The organism is Streptomyces sp. PA03-1a (assembly GCF_033792805.1).
Taxonomy (GTDB): domain Bacteria; phylum Actinomycetota; class Actinomycetes; order Streptomycetales; family Streptomycetaceae; genus Actinacidiphila.
This window is the reverse complement of record NZ_JARAVO010000052.1, coordinates 1-15,709: the sequence shown is the minus strand read 5'-3', so window position 1 is coordinate 15,709 and position 15,709 is coordinate 1. Positions and strand designations below refer to the sequence as shown.

18 protein-coding genes are annotated in these 15,709 nt (G+C 73.3%); 10 read left to right on the top strand and 8 right to left on the bottom strand.

What is annotated here, in order from left to right; all coding sequences use genetic code 11:
• Positions 1 to 10 precede the first annotated feature (10 nt).
• On the top strand, positions 11 to 679 hold the full coding sequence (locus PV341_RS14255; protein WP_500328831.1) for a TetR/AcrR family transcriptional regulator: 669 nt from the start codon (positions 11 to 13) through the stop codon (positions 677 to 679).
• A gap of 157 nt (positions 680 to 836) precedes the next feature.
• On the top strand, positions 837 to 1,493 hold the full coding sequence (locus PV341_RS14250) for a nitroreductase family protein (RefSeq protein WP_500357945.1): 657 nt from the start codon (positions 837 to 839) through the stop codon (positions 1,491 to 1,493).
• 21 nt (positions 1,494 to 1,514) lie between these two features.
• Here PV341_RS14250 and PV341_RS14245 read toward each other — a convergent pair whose 3' ends face one another.
• The gene (locus PV341_RS14245) at positions 1,515 to 2,678 is read right to left on the bottom strand and encodes a PP2C family protein-serine/threonine phosphatase (RefSeq protein ID WP_500357944.1); all 1,164 of its coding nucleotides are present in this window, start codon (positions 2,676 to 2,678) and stop codon (positions 1,515 to 1,517) included.
• A 210-nt stretch (positions 2,679 to 2,888) separates the two neighbouring features.
• Here PV341_RS14245 and PV341_RS14240 point away from each other — a divergent pair, with 210 nt between their 5' ends.
• Positions 2,889 to 3,401 carry a 4-hydroxylaminobenzoate lyase gene (locus PV341_RS14240; protein WP_500357942.1) on the top strand — a complete coding sequence of 171 codons (513 nt, stop codon included), beginning with the start codon at positions 2,889 to 2,891 and terminating at the stop codon, positions 3,399 to 3,401.
• 156 nt (positions 3,402 to 3,557) lie between these two features.
• On the opposite strand, the gene PV341_RS14235 is transcribed toward PV341_RS14240, so the two are convergent.
• Positions 3,558 to 4,334: an SDR family oxidoreductase gene (locus PV341_RS14235; RefSeq protein WP_500328826.1), complete on the bottom strand. Its 777-nt coding sequence runs from the start codon at positions 4,332 to 4,334 to the stop codon at positions 3,558 to 3,560.
• Between the two features lie 133 nt (positions 4,335 to 4,467).
• Here PV341_RS14235 and PV341_RS14230 point away from each other — a divergent pair, with 133 nt between their 5' ends.
• The 4 genes from PV341_RS14230 (at position 4,468) to PV341_RS14215 (ending at position 8,397) form a co-directional block, all read left to right on the top strand.
• Complete coding sequence (locus PV341_RS14230) at positions 4,468 to 4,602, top strand: hypothetical protein (RefSeq protein WP_500328825.1); 135 nt, start codon at positions 4,468 to 4,470, stop codon at positions 4,600 to 4,602.
• 119 nt (positions 4,603 to 4,721) lie between these two features.
• A complete protein-coding gene (locus PV341_RS14225; protein WP_500357940.1) occupies positions 4,722 to 5,585 on the top strand; it encodes an acyl-CoA thioesterase in 864 nt (287 codons plus the stop codon).
• Positions 5,586 to 5,615: 30 nt separating this feature from the next.
• Complete coding sequence (locus tag PV341_RS14220) at positions 5,616 to 6,995, top strand: CoA transferase (RefSeq protein ID WP_500357938.1); 1,380 nt, start codon at positions 5,616 to 5,618, stop codon at positions 6,993 to 6,995.
• Between the two features lie 118 nt (positions 6,996 to 7,113).
• Positions 7,114 to 8,397: a M48 family metallopeptidase gene (locus PV341_RS14215; RefSeq protein WP_500357936.1), complete on the top strand. Its 1,284-nt coding sequence runs from the start codon at positions 7,114 to 7,116 to the stop codon at positions 8,395 to 8,397.
• Positions 8,398 to 8,410: 13 nt separating this feature from the next.
• Here PV341_RS14215 and PV341_RS14210 read toward each other — a convergent pair whose 3' ends face one another.
• Positions 8,411 to 9,232: a DUF1684 domain-containing protein gene (locus PV341_RS14210; RefSeq protein ID WP_500328821.1), complete on the bottom strand. Its 822-nt coding sequence runs from the start codon at positions 9,230 to 9,232 to the stop codon at positions 8,411 to 8,413.
• Between the two features lie 309 nt (positions 9,233 to 9,541).
• Positions 9,542 to 10,102, bottom strand: coding sequence for a TetR family transcriptional regulator (locus tag PV341_RS14205; RefSeq protein ID WP_500328820.1), 561 nt, complete (start codon positions 10,100 to 10,102; stop codon positions 9,542 to 9,544).
• A 42-nt stretch (positions 10,103 to 10,144) separates the two neighbouring features.
• Here PV341_RS14205 and PV341_RS14200 point away from each other — a divergent pair, with 42 nt between their 5' ends.
• The gene (locus PV341_RS14200) at positions 10,145 to 10,657 is read left to right on the top strand and encodes a class I SAM-dependent methyltransferase (RefSeq protein ID WP_500357965.1); all 513 of its coding nucleotides are present in this window, start codon (positions 10,145 to 10,147) and stop codon (positions 10,655 to 10,657) included.
• A gap of 2 nt (positions 10,658 to 10,659) precedes the next feature.
• Here the strand turns inward: PV341_RS14200 and PV341_RS14195 are convergent, their stop codons facing one another.
• The 3 genes from PV341_RS14195 to PV341_RS14185 all read right to left on the bottom strand — a co-directional run bounded on the left by PV341_RS14195 (position 10,660) and on the right by PV341_RS14185 (position 13,058).
• Positions 10,660 to 11,274, bottom strand: coding sequence for a hypothetical protein (locus PV341_RS14195; RefSeq protein WP_500357935.1), 615 nt, complete (start codon positions 11,272 to 11,274; stop codon positions 10,660 to 10,662).
• Between the two features lie 134 nt (positions 11,275 to 11,408).
• On the bottom strand, positions 11,409 to 12,071 hold the full coding sequence (locus PV341_RS14190; RefSeq protein WP_500357934.1) for an MBL fold metallo-hydrolase: 663 nt from the start codon (positions 12,069 to 12,071) through the stop codon (positions 11,409 to 11,411).
• A gap of 39 nt (positions 12,072 to 12,110) precedes the next feature.
• Positions 12,111 to 13,058: an alpha/beta hydrolase gene (locus PV341_RS14185; RefSeq protein ID WP_500328814.1), complete on the bottom strand. Its 948-nt coding sequence runs from the start codon at positions 13,056 to 13,058 to the stop codon at positions 12,111 to 12,113.
• A 182-nt stretch (positions 13,059 to 13,240) separates the two neighbouring features.
• Between PV341_RS14185 and PV341_RS14180 the strand changes: the two genes are divergently transcribed.
• Positions 13,241 to 14,158, top strand: a complete 918-nt coding sequence (locus PV341_RS14180) for a helix-turn-helix domain-containing protein (RefSeq protein ID WP_500357933.1) — start codon at positions 13,241 to 13,243, stop codon at positions 14,156 to 14,158.
• Between the two features lie 7 nt (positions 14,159 to 14,165).
• On the opposite strand, the gene PV341_RS14175 is transcribed toward PV341_RS14180, so the two are convergent.
• Entirely contained in the window at positions 14,166 to 14,567 is a 402-nt protein-coding gene (locus tag PV341_RS14175; RefSeq protein ID WP_500357932.1) for a DUF1330 domain-containing protein, read from the bottom strand.
• Between the two features lie 245 nt (positions 14,568 to 14,812).
• On the opposite strand from PV341_RS14175, the gene PV341_RS14170 reads away from it, so the two are divergent.
• Positions 14,813 to 15,685, top strand: coding sequence for an oxidoreductase (locus PV341_RS14170; RefSeq protein WP_500357931.1), 873 nt, complete (start codon positions 14,813 to 14,815; stop codon positions 15,683 to 15,685).
• Positions 15,686 to 15,709: the final 24 nt, after the last annotated feature.

Genomic DNA, 15,709 nt, shown 5'->3' with positions numbered 1-15,709 from the left:
AGGACCGCGGATGAGCGGCGACGACCGCACCGGAAGCGCCAAGGACGACAAGGGGGCCGACCGCGGCGCCGGCTCGCGGGCCGGTGGCCGGCCGCGGGACCCGGCGATCGAGGAGGCGATCATCCGGGCGACGCGCAAGCGGCTGGTCGCCGACGGGTATGCGCAGATGACCATCGGGGACATCGTCGCCGACGCCGGGGTCACGCGGCCCACGCTGTACCGGCGTTGGGCGAACAAGTACGACCTGGTCGTCGACGCCCTCCAGTACGGACTGCGCGCCCAGCGCGAGGCGTACCCGGACGTCGACATGGACGCGCTGTCCGGAGTCGAGGCGTTCCGTGAGGCCGTGCGCCGCCTCGATCCGCGGTACCACAACAAGGGCGCGATGGCCCTGCACGGCAACTTCATGGCGGAGGTCGAACGTGCACCCGGCCTGCTGGAGCAGCTGCGCGAGCACGGGGTCGGGCCGCGGTGCGACGAGTTGGCGCAGACCCTGCGGCGGCTCCGCGAGCGCGGCGAGGTCCGTGAGGACGTCGACCTCGACACCGTCGTGACCCTCTGCTTCGGCAGCTACTTCGCGGACTACCTGCGCACCGGGGGATCCGGTGCGGACATCCCGGACCGCCTCGTCGACACCGTCTGGCCCGCCATCGCGGTGCGCCCCGCCGGCTCCGGCTGATCCGGCCGGGCGCGGCGCAGGCCGGGGCGGTCCAGGGCGCGGGCAGGCGACTTCCGTTGGTGTTACGGTGAATATTTGTAACGTAACCGCCGCTCGCGCCCTGGGAGTTGACCGGTGGACGTCTACGAAGCGCTCTACACGACCCGGATCATGCGCCATGAAGCCGGATCCCCTCCCGATGGAGAGCCGGTGCCGGATCCTGGACGCCGCCATCCGGGCGCCCAACGGCGGCAACACGCAACGCTGGCACTTCCTCGCCGTGGACGACCCCGGGCTCAAGGCGAGGCTCGCCGAGCTCTACGCGTCCTGCCGGCAGCGGGAGTACGCCGACATCGAGGCCGGCCGGCTCGGTACGGCACCGCACGAGGACCCCGCACGGCGGGCGAAGTCCCTGGGGCGCATCAAGAGCTCCGGGGACCACTTCGTCGAGCACTTCGCCGAGATCCCCCTGCTGGTCTTCGTCTTCGCGGTGGACGACCACGGCGGCGCGAACATCTACCCGGCCATCTGGAGTTCGCTGCTGGCCGCGGGAGCCGAGGGCATCGGCGGCGTGCTGACCACGGTCCTGCGCTACGAGGCCGACACCGTCCGCGACCTGCTGGGCGTGCCCACCGCGGACGGCTGGCGGATGATCGCGATGCTGGCGTTCGGGTATCCACTGGGCCGCTGGGGGGTCGCCGCCAACCGGCGTCCGGTCCACGAGGTCTCGTCGCGCAACCGGTGGGGCGCGTCGTTCGGGGCGCGGGTGCCCGAGCCCCTGTGGCCGCCGGACGCTGACGGTGCCCGCATCGAGCTGGACGACCCGGCTGCCTGAGCGGGACGGCGCAGCCTCGCGTCAGCCCGCGGGCGGACACTGCACGGCCACCAGCGCCACGTCGTCGTTGAGCCGCCCGTCCGTGTGGCGGAGCAGGTCCGCCAGGACTTCCTGGAGCAGGGATTCCGGGTCGCACACGGCCGTGTCCCGGGGGATCCCGAGGTCGGCCACGGAGTAGAAGGCGCCCGAGCGGTCCCGGGCCTCGGCGAGGCCGTCGGTGTAGAGCAGGAGCAGGTCGCCCGGGGCGAGCGGGAAGCGGTCCACGCGGTACGCGGCGGGGTCGAGGCCGGCCAGGCCGAGCGGCGGCGCGGGCGCCGGGCCCGCGAGGGCGGTGATGCGGCCGTCGCGCAGCAGCAGCGGCAACGGGTGCCCGCAGCTGACCGTGCGCACGAGGCCCCCGCCGGCCGGGAACTCCACCAGCAGTGCGGTGATGAACCGCTCCGGCGCGTCGGCGTCGGCCTCGGACGCCTCGACCACGTGCCGGCGCACGCTGCCCTCCAGCGCCGCGGCCAGGCCGGGCAGGGTGGGGTGCTGGTGCACCGCCTCGCGGAAGGCGCCGAGCAGCGCCGCCGTGTCGTCGAGCGCCTGCAGGCCCTTGCCCTTGACGTCACCGATGAGGAGCCGGGTGCCGTACGGCGTCCGTGCCGCGGCGTACAGGTCGCCTCCGACCTCGGCCATCGTCTCGGCCGCCCGGTACACCGAGGCGACCCGCAGGCCCTCGATCCGCCGGGGGAGGGGCCGCAGGACGACCTGCTGCGCCGCCTCGGAGATCGCCCGCAGCTGGCTCGCCTCCCGGCGGTTGCGGTCGCGGGTGCTGCAGAACGCGATGAGGAAGACGGAGACCACCAGCAGGGCCGCGACATGCGTCGGCAGGACGGGGGAGCGGAGCAGCCCGTCGTGGACGTCGCAGGTCACCGCGGCCACCAGTGACAGCGCGGCCACCCCGGTGGTGGCGCGCGCCGTCGAGATCGCCGCCGTCAGGGCGGGCGCGGCGATGAGCAGGGACGCCAGGTGCACGTCGGAGGGCGCGACGAAACCGATCGTCGTGATGATCAGCACGAGTGCGACGGGGGTGCCGGCCTCGGACAGCCGCCATGCCCGCCAGGACCTGGACCGCTTCAGCCCGCGGAGCGCCGTACGGCCATGGGTGTGATGACTCCCCGCACGCTTGATGGGCTCGTGCACGGGCCTCGCCTCCTCGACCGGCCCGCCGCCCCACGACGGGGGAGACGAGTCAGAGCGGACAATTCATTACAGATAGGAACTGTAACGCTGATCGGCGTGCGGGGACTCCGTCCGGTCGTTTAGTTACAACCATTGACGATAACGAAATCCGCTGTCACCCTGGCACCGACGGGGTGCGACGGCCACCCCGGGTGCCGAGGAGGACGGACGATGGATCACCGACGGGAGCTCATCGAGCGCAGCATCCCCTTCCTGGAAGCGGTCAGGAACCGCACCGCGGGCAAGGAACTCGAGGACTGGCTGAACGGCACCCACGGCCCGCGCAGCGAGCTGTACGGGCACCTCTCGCGCCTGATCAAGCTCGGCGTCGAGGAGGGCTGGGCCGCGAACGCCGAGGTCGACGGCCCGAACTACCGGCGCAGCCTCATCGCACCGCCCTCGGCGGAGACGCAGTACTTCAGCATCACCGCGGTGTACATGAACAGCCATGCCCGCTACCGGGGCCAGTACCACGCCCACCCCTACGGCGAGATCAACCTCGTGGCGCCCGTCGACCGTGACGCGCAGCTCGCCGGCCCCAGCGGCTGGCAGGGGCCGGGCTGGACCGCCCCCGCCCCCGGCAGCCACCACTACCCCGAGGTCCGCGGCGGCGCCCTCATCGCGCTGTTCTACCTGCCCGCGGGGCGCATCTCGTACGACATCACCGCACCGCGCGGCCACTGACCGATCGTTTCAGGATGACATGCGGGGTCGTCGGAGGCAGATGATGCCGCAGCACTCGGCGGTACGTGTCGTAGTACGGGATCGTTGCTCGGGTTCCCGCGGCGGGCATTGCGTCCTCGACCTGCCGCCGTCCCCGCAGTGACGCCTGACGACAGCTCAGCTCGGCTGGCCGGTGGGCATGATCGTGACCTGCTGGAGGTTGACGTGCGCCGGCTGGGAGACGAGGAAACCGACGGTACGGGCGATGTCCTGGGCCGTCAGCCACTCGATCGTCTCCTTGGAGCCCGCCAGCCACTCCAGGGCACCGGAATCGGTCACATGGCTCTGCAACTCCGTGCCGACGATGCCAGGCTCGATGGCCGACACTCGCACGTTCTTCGGACCGAGCTCCGTGCGCAGGTGGCGCGACAAGTGCGTGACGTAGGCCTTTGTACCCGAGTAGACGGCGAAGTTGGGGAAGATGTTCTGCGCGGCGATCGACGAAGTGTTGACCAGGTCGCTGACGCCACGCTCGGCAGCCGTCTCGACCAGCTGCGGAACAAACGCTCCGATGATGTGCATCAGGCCGGTGATGTTCAGATCGATCTGCTGCTGCCACTGGTCGGTGGCGAGCTCCTCGATCGGGGCCGGCAGCATCACACCCGCGTTGTTGAACAACAGGTCGGCGCCGCCGAAGTCGTTCTTCACCTTGTTGGCAGCGGCACGCACCGCCTGCGCGTCGGTCACGTCCACCGGGATCGCCAGGGCGGTGCCGCCTTGACCCTCGATCCGCGAAGCCAGGACGGCAAGCCGGTCCTCGCGGCGGGCCAGTACTGCCACCTTCGCACCCAGTGACGCCAGGTGCTCGGCAGTCGCTTCCCCGATGCCGCTGGAAGCGCCGGTGACGACGGCGACACGGCCGGCCAGGGGCACGGCAGAGGATTTCGAGGTCATAGCGGTACCTTCCCGTGATCGTTTAGGAGCGGCAAGCCGACATGCCGCGGCACTTCCCCCTTGCGCGCCCACTCATCGACGACGTCACCGCCGTCCTCGTCCTGCGCGCCCACGACTGCGAGGTGCCCGTCGTATGGGCCGCCATCGGCACGGTCCTCCGCGTCGCCAGGGGTGCGGTGCGCTCCCCGTCGCGCTCGGCGACGGCACCTGGCTCACCCTGGCCGCGGACGGCACCACCCTCAACCGCTGGGCCCCGCACCGCCGGTGACCAGCGGGGCCGGTCCGACCCCGCCGGGTCCGCGCAGGTCGGCGGCCCTACCATGTGCGTCATGCACAGAAGTGGGCGAGCGGTGAGCGCCCGGCCGTACGCACCCTGGCGGTGAACCCATGCAGCAGAACGTCCCGGACCCGGCCGAGACGGCCACGTCGTTCACGGAACTGCTGACCCTGGAGCGGCTGGAGGAGAACCTCTACCGCGGCTTCTGCCACGCCGGGATGCCGTTGCGGGCCTTCGGCGGCCAGGTCGCGGCGCAGTCGCTGATCGCGGCGGGCTCGACCCTGCCCGCCCCCGACCTGCTCGTCCACTCCCTGCACGGCTACTTCATCCGCGCGGGCCGTACCGACCGGCCCATCGTCTACGAGGTCGACCGGACCCGGGACGGACGCTCCTTCGCCACCCGGCGGGTGGTCGCGATCCAGGACGGCGAGGCGATCTTCAGCCTCTCCGCCTCCTTCCACCGCCCGGAGGACAGCGACGAGCACCAGGCGGACGCGCCCGAGGCGCCCGGGCCCGAGGGACTACCCGAGCTGTGGGAGCTCGGACGTGCCCGGCGGGGAGCGTCCGTCTTCGAGGCCGTCCTGGAGTCCCGCTGCGTGGGCGACCCCGACAAGGGACTGCCCAGCATCGGGCAGGGGCCGCGCCAGCAGTTGTGGGTCCGCACCCGCGACGCCCTGCCCGGAGGGCCGTTGCTGCACGCCTGCGCCCTGACCTACTTCTCCGACATCCGGCTGCTCGCGACGGCCGGCCTGCCCTACGCCGACCACCCCGGCGTGCGGCAGGCCGCATCGCTCGACCACGCCGTGTGGTTCCACCGGCCGTTCCGCGCCGACGAGTGGCTGCTGTTCGCCATGGAGAGCCCGACGTACGCGTCGTCCCGGGGCCTGGCCCGGGGTCAGTTCTTCACCCGGGACGGCCGCCTGGTCGCCTCCGTCGTGCAGGAGGTGCTGTACCGGCGGCGCCCGCCCCGCTGAACGGCCGCCCTCCGAGGAAGGAACGACACGATGCAGCAGCCGCCCGACCGTCCGACCGTCGAGGCCTGGGAGGCCCTCGGCGGCGTCCCCGAGCGGGCGGAACACGTGGCGTACCGGGAGGTGGCCGGGGTGCTGCCCGCCCGGCTGCCGGTACGCCGGATGGCCCGGGCCACGGTCGGGGTCTGCTCGCTCGCCGCGGCCGAACTGCTCGCGCTGCGCTCCGGCGGGCCGCCGCCTGCGGTGCTGGTCGACGAGGGGGCGGTGGCCACCGCGTTCGTGAGCGAGCGGCACCTGCGGATCGACGGCCGGGCGGCCACGTCCTTCGCTGCGCTGTCCGGCTTCTGGCGCACCGCGGACGGCTGGGTGCGCACCCATGCCAACTACCCGCACCACCGAGCCCGGTTGACCGCCGCCCTCGGCCTTCCCGACGGTGGTGACGGCGGCGACGAGGACGCACTGGCCCGACGGCTGGCGGAGGAGCTGGCCGGGCGCAAGGCCGCGGAGGTCGAGGAGACCGTCTACGCGGCGGGCGGGCTGGCCGTCGCCGTACGGGATCCGGGCCCGGCGGCGCGGCCGCTCGTGGAGACCGAGCGCACCGACGACGCTCCGGTGCGCCCCCTGCCTCCGGCGGGGCTGCCCGCGGCGGATGTCCGCGTGCTCGACCTGACGCGGGTCATCGCCGGACCGGTCGCCACGCGCACGCTGGCGCTGCTGGGCGCGGACGTCCTGCGGGTGGACAGCCCCCGTCTGCCGGAGGACGAGTCGGCCCACGCCGACACCGGCTTCGGGAAGCGGTCGGCGCGGCTCGACCTCTCCGGTCCCGACCGGACGGTCCTCGAGGACCTCCTCGCCTCCGCCGACGTGGTCGTGACCGGCTACCGCCCCGGCGCACTGGACCGCTTCGGCCTCTCGGCGGAGGCGCTGCGCGAGCGGCGGCCGGGGCTGGTCGTCGCCCAGCTCCGCGCCTGGGAACGGTCAGGTCCCTGGGCGGGGCGGCGCGGCTTCGACAGCCTGGTGCAGGCGCGCTGCGGCATCGCCTCGATCGAGGCCGGACCGGACGGCCGTCCGGGCGTCCTCCCCGCGCAGGCCCTCGACCACGGCACCGGCTACCTGCTGGCCGCGGCGGTCCTGCGCGCCCTGGCCGACGCCCGCCGCCACGGCGGCGGAAGGCTGCTGCGGCTGTCGCTGACGGCCACGGCCTCCTGGCTGACGCACGGCATCGGCCCGGGCGACGCGCAGACCGGAACCGGAACCGGTGGGGACCACGACCCCACGAGCCGGCTCGCCGTCGCCGACTCCGCCTACGGATGCCTGGTCCACGCCCTCCCGCCCCTGGGCTACCACGGCGCCCCGGCCGACTGGACCCGCCCCCCGGGGCGCTGGGGCACGGATCTTCCGGTCTGGCGGTGAACCACCCGGACCCCGGGTGAACCCTTCGCCCGGGGGCGGGCGGTGGCCCCCGGGCGCGCGGAGCATCCGCACCGCCACTACGATGCCCCGGCTCGAGATGATCAAGGGGAGGGGCGACATGCGGACAGGCCGAGGAAGACCGTGCCCGCAGTGCGGGCAGCGGCTGACGGAGGACGACCGGTTCGTCGTCTGGTGCGCGGCGTGCGACTGGAACGTGCGGGGCGGGAACGAGGACGACGAGGAGCACGACGGACCCGTCGACGCGTTGCGCCGGCGCCTGTCGCGGGCGTACGGCGAGGAACTGTTCGCCAGGATGACGTCGGAACGGCCGCCGAGGCCCGGCCGGGGCGCGGCGTACGTCGGCGCCTACGCGATCGCCGGCCTCGTGCACCTGCTGACGCTGGCCGTGGCCGCCGCAGGTGTGTGGCTGCTGGTGACGGGCTGGCGGGCGATCATCCCCGCCGTGCTGGGCGTCCTGTTGCTGGGCCTGGCATGGCTGATGCGTCCACGGCTGGGGCGGAGGCCGCGGCACGGGGACCAGCTGCACCGGGCGGACGCGCCCGCGCTCTACGCGCTGCTGGACGAGGTGGCCGACGCCCTCGGAGCGCCACGGGCGGACGTCGTCGTGGTGGACACCCAGGTCAACGCCTCTGTCCAGGCGGTCGGCCTGCGCCGTCGCAAGGTGCTGACGATCGGCCTCGGGCTGTGGGAGGTGCTGACCCCGCAGCAGCGGGTCGGCCTGCTCGGCCACGAGTTCGGTCACTTCGTCAACGGCGACACCAGCCAGACGCTCGTCATAGGCTCCGCTCACCGCACGCTCGTCGAGTGGTACGTGCTGCTGCGTCCGCAGCAGGACACCAGCGGCCTGGGAATGATCGAGATCGCCGCACGACTGTTCATGTTCGTACCCGCCTCCGCCGTGCTGCTGCTCCTGCACGTCCTGGCACACCTGACCCTGCGCGCCAGTCAGCAGGCCGAGTACCTCGCGGACGACCTCGAAGCGCGGATCGGTTCGACGGAGGCTGCCATCGGGGGGCTCGACGTCCTGCTGCTCGCCGACGCCATCTCCTTCTGGCTCGACCAGCAGTACGTCACCGCAGGCACCGTGCACCGCGCCACACGGGGCGCCGACAGGGAACCCGACGAGGCGGTCTGGAAACGGCTCAAGGAGTACGTGGGGTCGATTCCCGCGCATGAGCTGGAGCGGCGGCGCCGGCTGTCCGCCCTGACCGCCCACGTCGAGGACCAGACGCACCCGCCGACCCACCTGCGCCGCGCCGCAGTCGAGCGCCGGGAGCACCATCCGGCCGCCGTCGTGCTGGACGTCGCGCGGAACAAGGAGGTCGACGCCGCGCTGGACCCGGCCCGCCGCCGGCTCGGCCGGGAGGTCCTGCGCGGCTGAGCGACCCCCGGGTTCAGGCCCGGCCGCCCCGCTCCAGGGGGATCCTCTCGCCCGCCTCGACGGCGAACGGCAGCCGGTTGCCGGCGGGCGGGAGGGGGCAGGTGGCGAGGTCGGTGTACGCGCAGGGCAGGTTGGCCGCACGGTTGAAGTCCAGGCTCACCCCGCCCCCGGCGTCCGGCGGGTCGATCTGCAGGGAGCGGTTCGCCGCGTAGGTGGTCACCCCGGACGTCGCGTCGGTGAACAGCGCCATCAGGCCGCCCGGCCGCGAGCCGTTGAAGACGGTGAGCCGGTACGTCGCGCCGTCCACGTCGAACTCCACCTGGCCGGGGGAGTCGTAGACATGCTCCAGGCCCTCGACCGTCGCGCCCACGGTCACCGGACGCGGGGCGTCGTAGGGCACGAATCGGCCCTCGCGGACCCAGCGGGGATCGGGCGCGTAGGCGGGCGTCCCGGTGAAGCCGGTGCGCAGCGGGTTGCCGGGGTGGCGTGGGCGCAGGATGTCGTGTCCGCCGCGCTTGGCGACCTCGACGACGGCGTCGCCGAAGCCGGCGTGGACACCGTCGCGCTCGCCGATGACGCCGAAGTCGTACCGGCCTCGTACCGGCGTGCCGTCGACGGTCAACTCCTCGCCGTCGCCGAGCTCGACCACCACATGGCCGTCGGCGACCGACCAGGTGCCGGGGGCGTCCTCGAAGCGTTCCGGTCGCGGTCCCAGCCAGCGCAGGCTCGTGATCGCCAGGAAACCGTGCGGACCGGCGAGCACCTCCTCCTTGCCGCGGTGCCAGCGCTCCCACTGCTCGGTGAAGCCGGTGCGTTCGACGTCCTGAGCGGTCATGTCCGCTGCTCCCTCGCGTGGCGGTGTACTTCTCCTCCCCGTACAACCGCCGCGGCCCGCGGAGTCATCCCGGTGCCCCCGACGCAGCGGCCCGCCCGGTCGGCGTGCGAGGACGACCGGGCGGGCTCCGCTTCCCAGGCTGCCCCGTGGGTGATCGCCGCGCAGGCCGGAGGCCGTCGCGATTGCGCCGGACGGGGTGGGGGCGCCGCGTGTCGGGAGCGCGGCGTCAGGACGGGCGGGGGTCAACCTCCCTGCCGCGTAGGGAGGGTGCGCGCGGCGGACTCGTGCCCCTCGCGTACGGACGTCGGATCAGGGCGTGACGAGCTGCCGCACCGACTCCACGACGACCCGCCTGCGCTCCGGTGCCGGGACCAGGGAGCGGACGTCCTCCCCTTGGCGCTGCCACATGTTGGCCACGACGAGGACGAGGGCGAGGAGTTCGCCCGCGCCCATGCGGTCGGTGACGGTGCCGCGCCGCTGCGCGTCCTCGACCGCGGCGACCTTGTCGGCCATGGACGCGGCCACGACGGGCCGGACCTCGCGGCCGTCGCCGCGTTCGAGGGCGTACCAGGCCACGAAGCGCATGACCTCGGGGTGGTCGAGGGCCGCGTCGTGGAGGCGGCCGGCGTAGCCGGGCAGGTCGTCGGCGTCGATGGGGATGCCGGCCACGGCCTGTTCGACGACGGCGTCGTAGACGGCCTCGAACAGGCCCTCCTTCCCGTCGAAGAAGGAGTAGGTCAGGCCGGGGCTCACCCCGGCGCGTCCGGCGATCCGGTCGACCCGCGCCCCGGCGACGCCGTACTCGGCGAACTCGGTCAGCGCCGCCTCCAGCAGCAGCCGCCGCTTCAGCTCCGGATCACGTGTGCGCATGCACGCATCCTCGGCTATTGAACGTTCGCGCTCTTCGCCGACCTGGTCAGGAGCAGTGGCGGAGGGCCGGTCGCGGACGTCGGATGCGGACCCGGGAGGATCACGGCCCACCTGAACGGACTGGGTGCGGACGCCTTCGGGATCGACCTGTCGCCCGCGATGATCCAGGTGGCCACGCGCGAGCACCCCGGCGTGCGGTTCGACGTCGGTTCCATGACGGACCTTGACCTCCCCGACGGCTCGGTGGCGGCCCTGGTCGCGTGGTATTCCCTGATCCACGTCCCCGACGACGCGGTCGGCGCCGTCCTCACGCACTTCCGGCGGGCCCTGCGGCCGGGCGGCCCGCTGCTGCTGGCCTTCCACGCAGGCGAGGGGACGCGACTGAAGACGCAGGGCTACGGCGGCCACCCGATGAAGGTCCGGGTCCACCTGCGGCGGCCCGACCGGATGGCCGCGTGGCTCGGCGACGCCGGTTTCACCGTGGAGGCCCAGATGACGCTCGCCTCGGCCGAGAGCAGGCTCGGGGGGATCCTCTTCGCACGCCGCGACGGGTGAGTTCAGTGCTCGCGGTTTCCGCACTCGGCGTCGTAGAGGACGCCCCCCGGCGACAGCACGCCGTACGGCGCGTGCGCCAGTCGTACGTAGGCCGCGCCGGAAGCATCCGCCGTCAGCGACTCGATACGCACGGGCGGAAACGTCTTCGCCGGCTCCGTCGTGTGCACTTCTGCTTCGGCCGGTGTGTCGAAGGGCTCGCCTTCGAGGACCGCCAAGGCGGTCGTGGTGCCGTCGGGTTGCGGCTCGGACTCCTCGACGGCCAGCCGCCAGTGCAGTGCGGCCTGCGCCAGTAGGTGCTTCCCGTGGATGCCGTGGGCGAGGAGGGCGCCGGCACGGCTGCGGATCTGCCGCGCGATGGCGCAGCAGAGCGGGACGTCGGTGCCGTAGGGCGTGTCCACGCGGTTGTGGCCGGCGAGCGGGGAGAAGCACAGTGCGTCGAACACAAGCGAGAGGGCCACGTCCTTGATGCGCGGGCGCCGGCCGTGCTCGACGAGGTCCAGCAGGACCGCCGTGGCGGGGTAGGCCGCGGGGAACACCATGGCGGCGTGCCCGCAGGTGAAGCCGCGGTCCCCCAGTGCCGCCGCCGCACTCCCCGTCTCGTTGGCCGTGGTCGACACGGTCAGCCGCCGCAGCGCGTGGCGACCCGTGCGGGTTCGTCGCCCGGTTACGACGTCGGGTTGGGTATCGCCGACCAGTCCACGGCGTCGATGGCGTCCAGGATCACGTCCGCATTGTGCCGGACCAGGTGAGGTCAGAGGGTCAGCGCACGCTCCAGCGCGGCCCGGTCCGCCGGTGCGCCGTGTGCGGGGAGCACGAGCTCGACCGGGAGGGCGAGCAGCGGCCGCAGGCGCTGGACCACCTGCTCGCGCGTGACGCCGTCCCGCAGCCGGTCGTTGATCTGCAGCCCGCGGCCGAAGTCGACCAGGGTGTCGCTGGGGATGACGGCCCGCACACGGCCGTCCCACAGAACCATGTCGTTGTGCTCCCTCCCGGCGAACGCCTCGATCCCCGCCGGGAGTCGGTCGCCCGCGGCGTACAAGTGGCCATGGCCGCCGTCACCGGTGTGCAGCCAGGCGAGGTCGGGGCTGCCGTCACCGGCCTGTTCGCGCGTGACGCCGAACTTCCGTACGAGGTCGTCGGCGGTGTCGGGCGGGGGAGTGAACACCGGTGCGTCGAGGCCCTCGACCAGACCCCGTGCGTCGCGCTCGTGCCAGGGAGCGGTGAGCACCACGACCGGATCCCGTTCGGCGGCGAGCGCGAGCAGCCCGGCCGGAACGGACAGCGGGTCGAGGAGGAGCAGCCGGGTGCCGTCGTCGACGGCGTACGACGACACCTCCCGCGGCCACGGCTCGTCCGGCGTCCATTCCGGATGCGGCGTCTGCCAGTGCCAGACGCCGGTTGCGACGTCACGCATGCGCGGACCCTACCGGCACACCCCGCCCGGGCGCCGGGGTCAGTGGCCCGCGGCCGGGTCCAGGTTGCGGGTGAAGAAGCCGGCGAGCTTCTGGACCGCGGGGTCGACGTACCGCTCCCGGTCGTAGAGGTCGACGTGGCCGGCGCCGTCGATCCAGTGCAACTCCTTGGGGCCGGTGGCGCGCTGGAACGCGTCGACGCTCATCCAGGCGGTGACCGCGCGGGACCCCACGACCATCAGCAGGGGGCGCGGGCCCATGAGCGGCACGGGGGCGAAGGCGTCGAAGGCCGCCATCCTGTCGATGCTCGACCAGGTGAAGAAGTCGGCGGCCCGGGGGTGCCGGGCGCGCGGGGTGCGGTAGTAGTCGAAGCCCTCGACGCCGTGCTCCCCGCCCAGTGCGCGGGCCTGGTCCGCGGTGTCGGGGAACAGGGTCAGGACGGGCGGCTCCTCGCCGCGGGCCTCGGCGGTACGTGCGCCGGCAGCGGCCTCCAGCATGCCCTGGAACACGGCCGCGTCCTGGGTCCCGTCCGCCCCCAGGCGGAACTGGCGGGAGACGTCGACCGCGCTGACGGTGCCGACGGCCTTGATCCGCCGGTCACCGGCCGCCGCGGGAAGGACGTAGCCGCCGGAGGCGCAGATGCCCAGGGCGCCGATGCGTCCGGCGTCGACGTCGTCGCGGGTGGTGAGGTAGGAGACGGCCGCCTTGAGGTCCTCCACCCGCTGGGCGGGGTCCTCCAGGCCGCGGGGTTCGCCGCCGCTCTCGCCCTGGTGCGCCGCGTCGAAGGCGAGCGTGACGAAGCCCTTCTCGGCCAGGCGCCGCGCGTAGAGACCGGCGGCCTGCTCCTTCACGCCGGTGCCGGGGTGGCCGACGACGACCGCGGGCCGCGGGCCCCGCGCGGCGGGGGCGTCGTGGGAGTGGTCGGGGGTGTAGAGGTGGCCGGCGAGCGGGATGCCGGCGCTGTCGAAGGTGACGGTGGTCTTGGCCACAGGGTTCTCCGTGTTCGCTGTCGTGGCGGGCCGCGCCCGTTCGGCGGGCCCTCTGCCGCCCGGGACCGTGCCGGGCACTTTCGACCCTCCGTCCTGGCCGGGGTGGGCAAAAGAGGCGGGTTCCTGCCGGGGAAGAAACGTGCCCCCTCACAGCAGGGGGAGTGCGCGGGAGAATGGGGCACATGACTGCGGCATCTGGTCCTCGCGAACTCGGAGCCTTCCTGAAAGCCCGCCGGGCGCAGCTGGCACCGGACGAATGCGGTCTGCCGCCGGCGGATTCCGGGCGCAAGGTCGCGGGTCTGCGCCGTGAGGAGGTCGCGCAGCTCGCCGCGATCAGCGTCGACTACTACACGCGGCTCGAGCAGGGCCGCGTCCGGGCGTCGGCTTCGGTCCTCGCCCCGCTGGCCCGTGCGTTGCGCCTCGACGAGGACCAGCAGAGGTACCTGTACGAGCTCGCCGGCAAGGCCGACGCGCAGCCGCGGCGCCGCCGTCCCGCGCAGGGCGTGAGGCCCGCGATGCGGCGTCTGCTCGACCAGCTCTCGGCGACGCCCGCCGTCGTCCTCGGCAAGCGGCTGGACGTCCTGGCCTGGAACGACGCCGCCGCGGCCCTGTACACCGACTTCTCGGCGGTCCCGCCGGGCCGGCGCAACTACGTGCACCTGCTCTTCACGCACCCGACCGTCCGCGGCATGCACCGGCAGTGGGAGCACGACGCCCGCGACGCCGTCGCCGCCCTGCGCATGCAGGCCGCCGCTGAGTCCGACGATCCCGAACTGGCGCGTCTCGTCGGTGAGTTGTCGGTCCAGGACACCGACTTCCGCACCTGGTGGGCGGAGCACCGCGTCATCACCACCAGCTACGGCACCAAGCACTACCGGCACCGGATGGTCGGTGACCTCACGCTCGACTGCGACACGTGGAGCAGCCCCGACGGCTCGGGTCAGCGCCTCATGGTGCTGACCGCAGAGCCCGGCAGCCCGTCGTACGACGCCCTGCGCATCCTGGCCTCGTGGACGGCCGGGCAGCCGGTCGCGGACGAGGCCGGGGACCGGGCAGGCCGGCGGGGCGGGATCGACCCGCCCCGGCCAGGGTGTCTCTGAGCCTGCGTCAGCCGTCCGCACCGGACGCACCGGAAGCACCGGATACACCCGACGCGCCGGACGCACCGGCGAGCGACGCCCGGACCTGCCGGGCGAAGCCGGCGACGGTGTAGTCCGCGGGAAGACCGTCGATCAGCACGAGGTCGGAGATCGCGTTGCGGGTGCGCAGCGGCAGGATCTCCTGGTACTCGGGGGAGTTGTACCAGTCCTGGGCCGCGGCCCGGTCGGGGAACTCCAGGAGGACGACCAGGCCGGGCCATGCGCCCTCCACCACGGTCGGCTCGCCGTTCGCGAGCCACGTGCCGCCGTAGGGCCGCAAGGTGGCGTCGACGCGCTCCAGGTAGGTCAGGCCCTCGTCGTTCGGGATGCCGCCGGGGATGCGCAGGTGGTTGATCAGGTACGTGCTCATGTCTGGCCTTCCGGGGTGGGTGCCGTCGCCGGTCGTCGTGACCAGGCGACGTGACGGACCGGCCGGATCGCCGTGCGACGCGCCGCACGGACGCCGGGATGCGTCCCCGCGGGTGAGGCGACTGGTCCCCTCACCCCCAGGAACAGTGGGGCACTGCCACCGGCGCCCCACGCCGCGCACAGTGGAGGGCGGCCGGAGCCGACCGGTTCGTCACCCCCCACACCAATGCGCGAAAGGTGCGACACATGAGCAACGCCCGGAATCTCCCCGGTGGTGCGCTGCGGCTCGCGGACGACCTCGTCATCAGCCGCATGGGCTACGGCGCCATGCAGCTGGCTGGTCCCGGGGTCTTCGGCCCGCCGAAGGACCGCGACCAGGCCCTCGCCGTGCTGCGGGAGGCGGTCGAGCTGGGGATCACCCACATCGACACCAGCGACTTCTACGGTCCCGCGGTGGTCAACGAGCTGATCAGGGAGGCGCTGCACCCCTATCCGGACGCCCTGCGCATCGCCACCAAGGTCGGCGCACGCCGCGACGCCACCGGCGGCTGGATCCCCTCCCTGGAGCCCGACGACCTGAAGGCCCAGGTGCACGAGAACCTCCGCCGCCTGCGACTCGACGCACTCGATGTGGTGTACCTGCGCCTCGGCTCCGTGGGGGGCACCGGCGACGACCCGATCGCCGAGGAGTTCGGCGCCCTCGCGGAACTGCGCGAGCAGGGCCTGATCCGGCACCTCGGTCTCAGCGGGGTCTCCGACGGCCAGCTGACCGAGGCGCAGTCCATCGCCCCCGTCGTGGCCGTGCAGAACCTCTACAACCTCGTCAAGCGGCAGGACGACGCCCTCGTCGACCGGTGCGCGGCCGAAGGCATCGCCTTCGCCTCCTTCTTCCCGCTCGGGGGCTTCACCACGTTCCAGTCGGACGGACTCGCCGGCGTGGCGGCCCGGTTGGGTGCCTCGCCGCAGCAGGTCGCCCTCGCCTGGCTGCTCCGGCGGTCGGCGACCACCGTCCTGATCCCGGGTACGTCCTCGCTCGCCCACCTGCGCGAGAACGTGGCCGCGGCCGCCCTGGAGCTGCCTGCCGACGCCGTCGCGGAACTCGACGGCATCGCCGGCTGAACGGCGCCCCACTCGCGCCACCCC

Excerpts from the sequence above, each read along its gene's own strand:
- PV341_RS14190 (WP_500357934.1), bottom strand. The coding sequence starts at position 12,071 with ATGCGTGACGTCGCAACCGGCGTCTGGCACTGGCAGACGCCGCATCCG.
- PV341_RS14175 (WP_500357932.1), bottom strand. The coding sequence starts at position 14,567 with ATGAGCACGTACCTGATCAACCACCTGCGCATCCCCGGCGGCATCCCG.
- PV341_RS14255 (WP_500328831.1), top strand. The coding sequence starts at position 11 with ATGAGCGGCGACGACCGCACCGGAAGCGCCAAGGACGACAAGGGGGCC.
- PV341_RS14230 (WP_500328825.1), top strand. The coding sequence starts at position 4,468 with ATGGGCCGCCATCGGCACGGTCCTCCGCGTCGCCAGGGGTGCGGTGCG.
- PV341_RS14215 (WP_500357936.1), top strand. The coding sequence starts at position 7,114 with ATGCGGACAGGCCGAGGAAGACCGTGCCCGCAGTGCGGGCAGCGGCTG.
- PV341_RS14210 (WP_500328821.1), bottom strand. The coding sequence starts at position 9,232 with ATGACCGCTCAGGACGTCGAACGCACCGGCTTCACCGAGCAGTGGGAG.
- PV341_RS14180 (WP_500357933.1), top strand. The coding sequence starts at position 13,241 with ATGACTGCGGCATCTGGTCCTCGCGAACTCGGAGCCTTCCTGAAAGCC.
- PV341_RS14240 (WP_500357942.1), top strand. The coding sequence starts at position 2,889 with ATGGATCACCGACGGGAGCTCATCGAGCGCAGCATCCCCTTCCTGGAA.
- PV341_RS14235 (WP_500328826.1), bottom strand. The coding sequence starts at position 4,334 with ATGACCTCGAAATCCTCTGCCGTGCCCCTGGCCGGCCGTGTCGCCGTC.
- PV341_RS14225 (WP_500357940.1), top strand. The coding sequence starts at position 4,722 with ATGCAGCAGAACGTCCCGGACCCGGCCGAGACGGCCACGTCGTTCACG.
- PV341_RS14205 (WP_500328820.1), bottom strand. The coding sequence starts at position 10,102 with ATGCGCACACGTGATCCGGAGCTGAAGCGGCGGCTGCTGCTGGAGGCG.
- PV341_RS14250 (WP_500357945.1), top strand. The coding sequence starts at position 837 with ATGAAGCCGGATCCCCTCCCGATGGAGAGCCGGTGCCGGATCCTGGAC.
- PV341_RS14170 (WP_500357931.1), top strand. The coding sequence starts at position 14,813 with ATGAGCAACGCCCGGAATCTCCCCGGTGGTGCGCTGCGGCTCGCGGAC.
- PV341_RS14220 (WP_500357938.1), top strand. The coding sequence starts at position 5,616 with ATGCAGCAGCCGCCCGACCGTCCGACCGTCGAGGCCTGGGAGGCCCTC.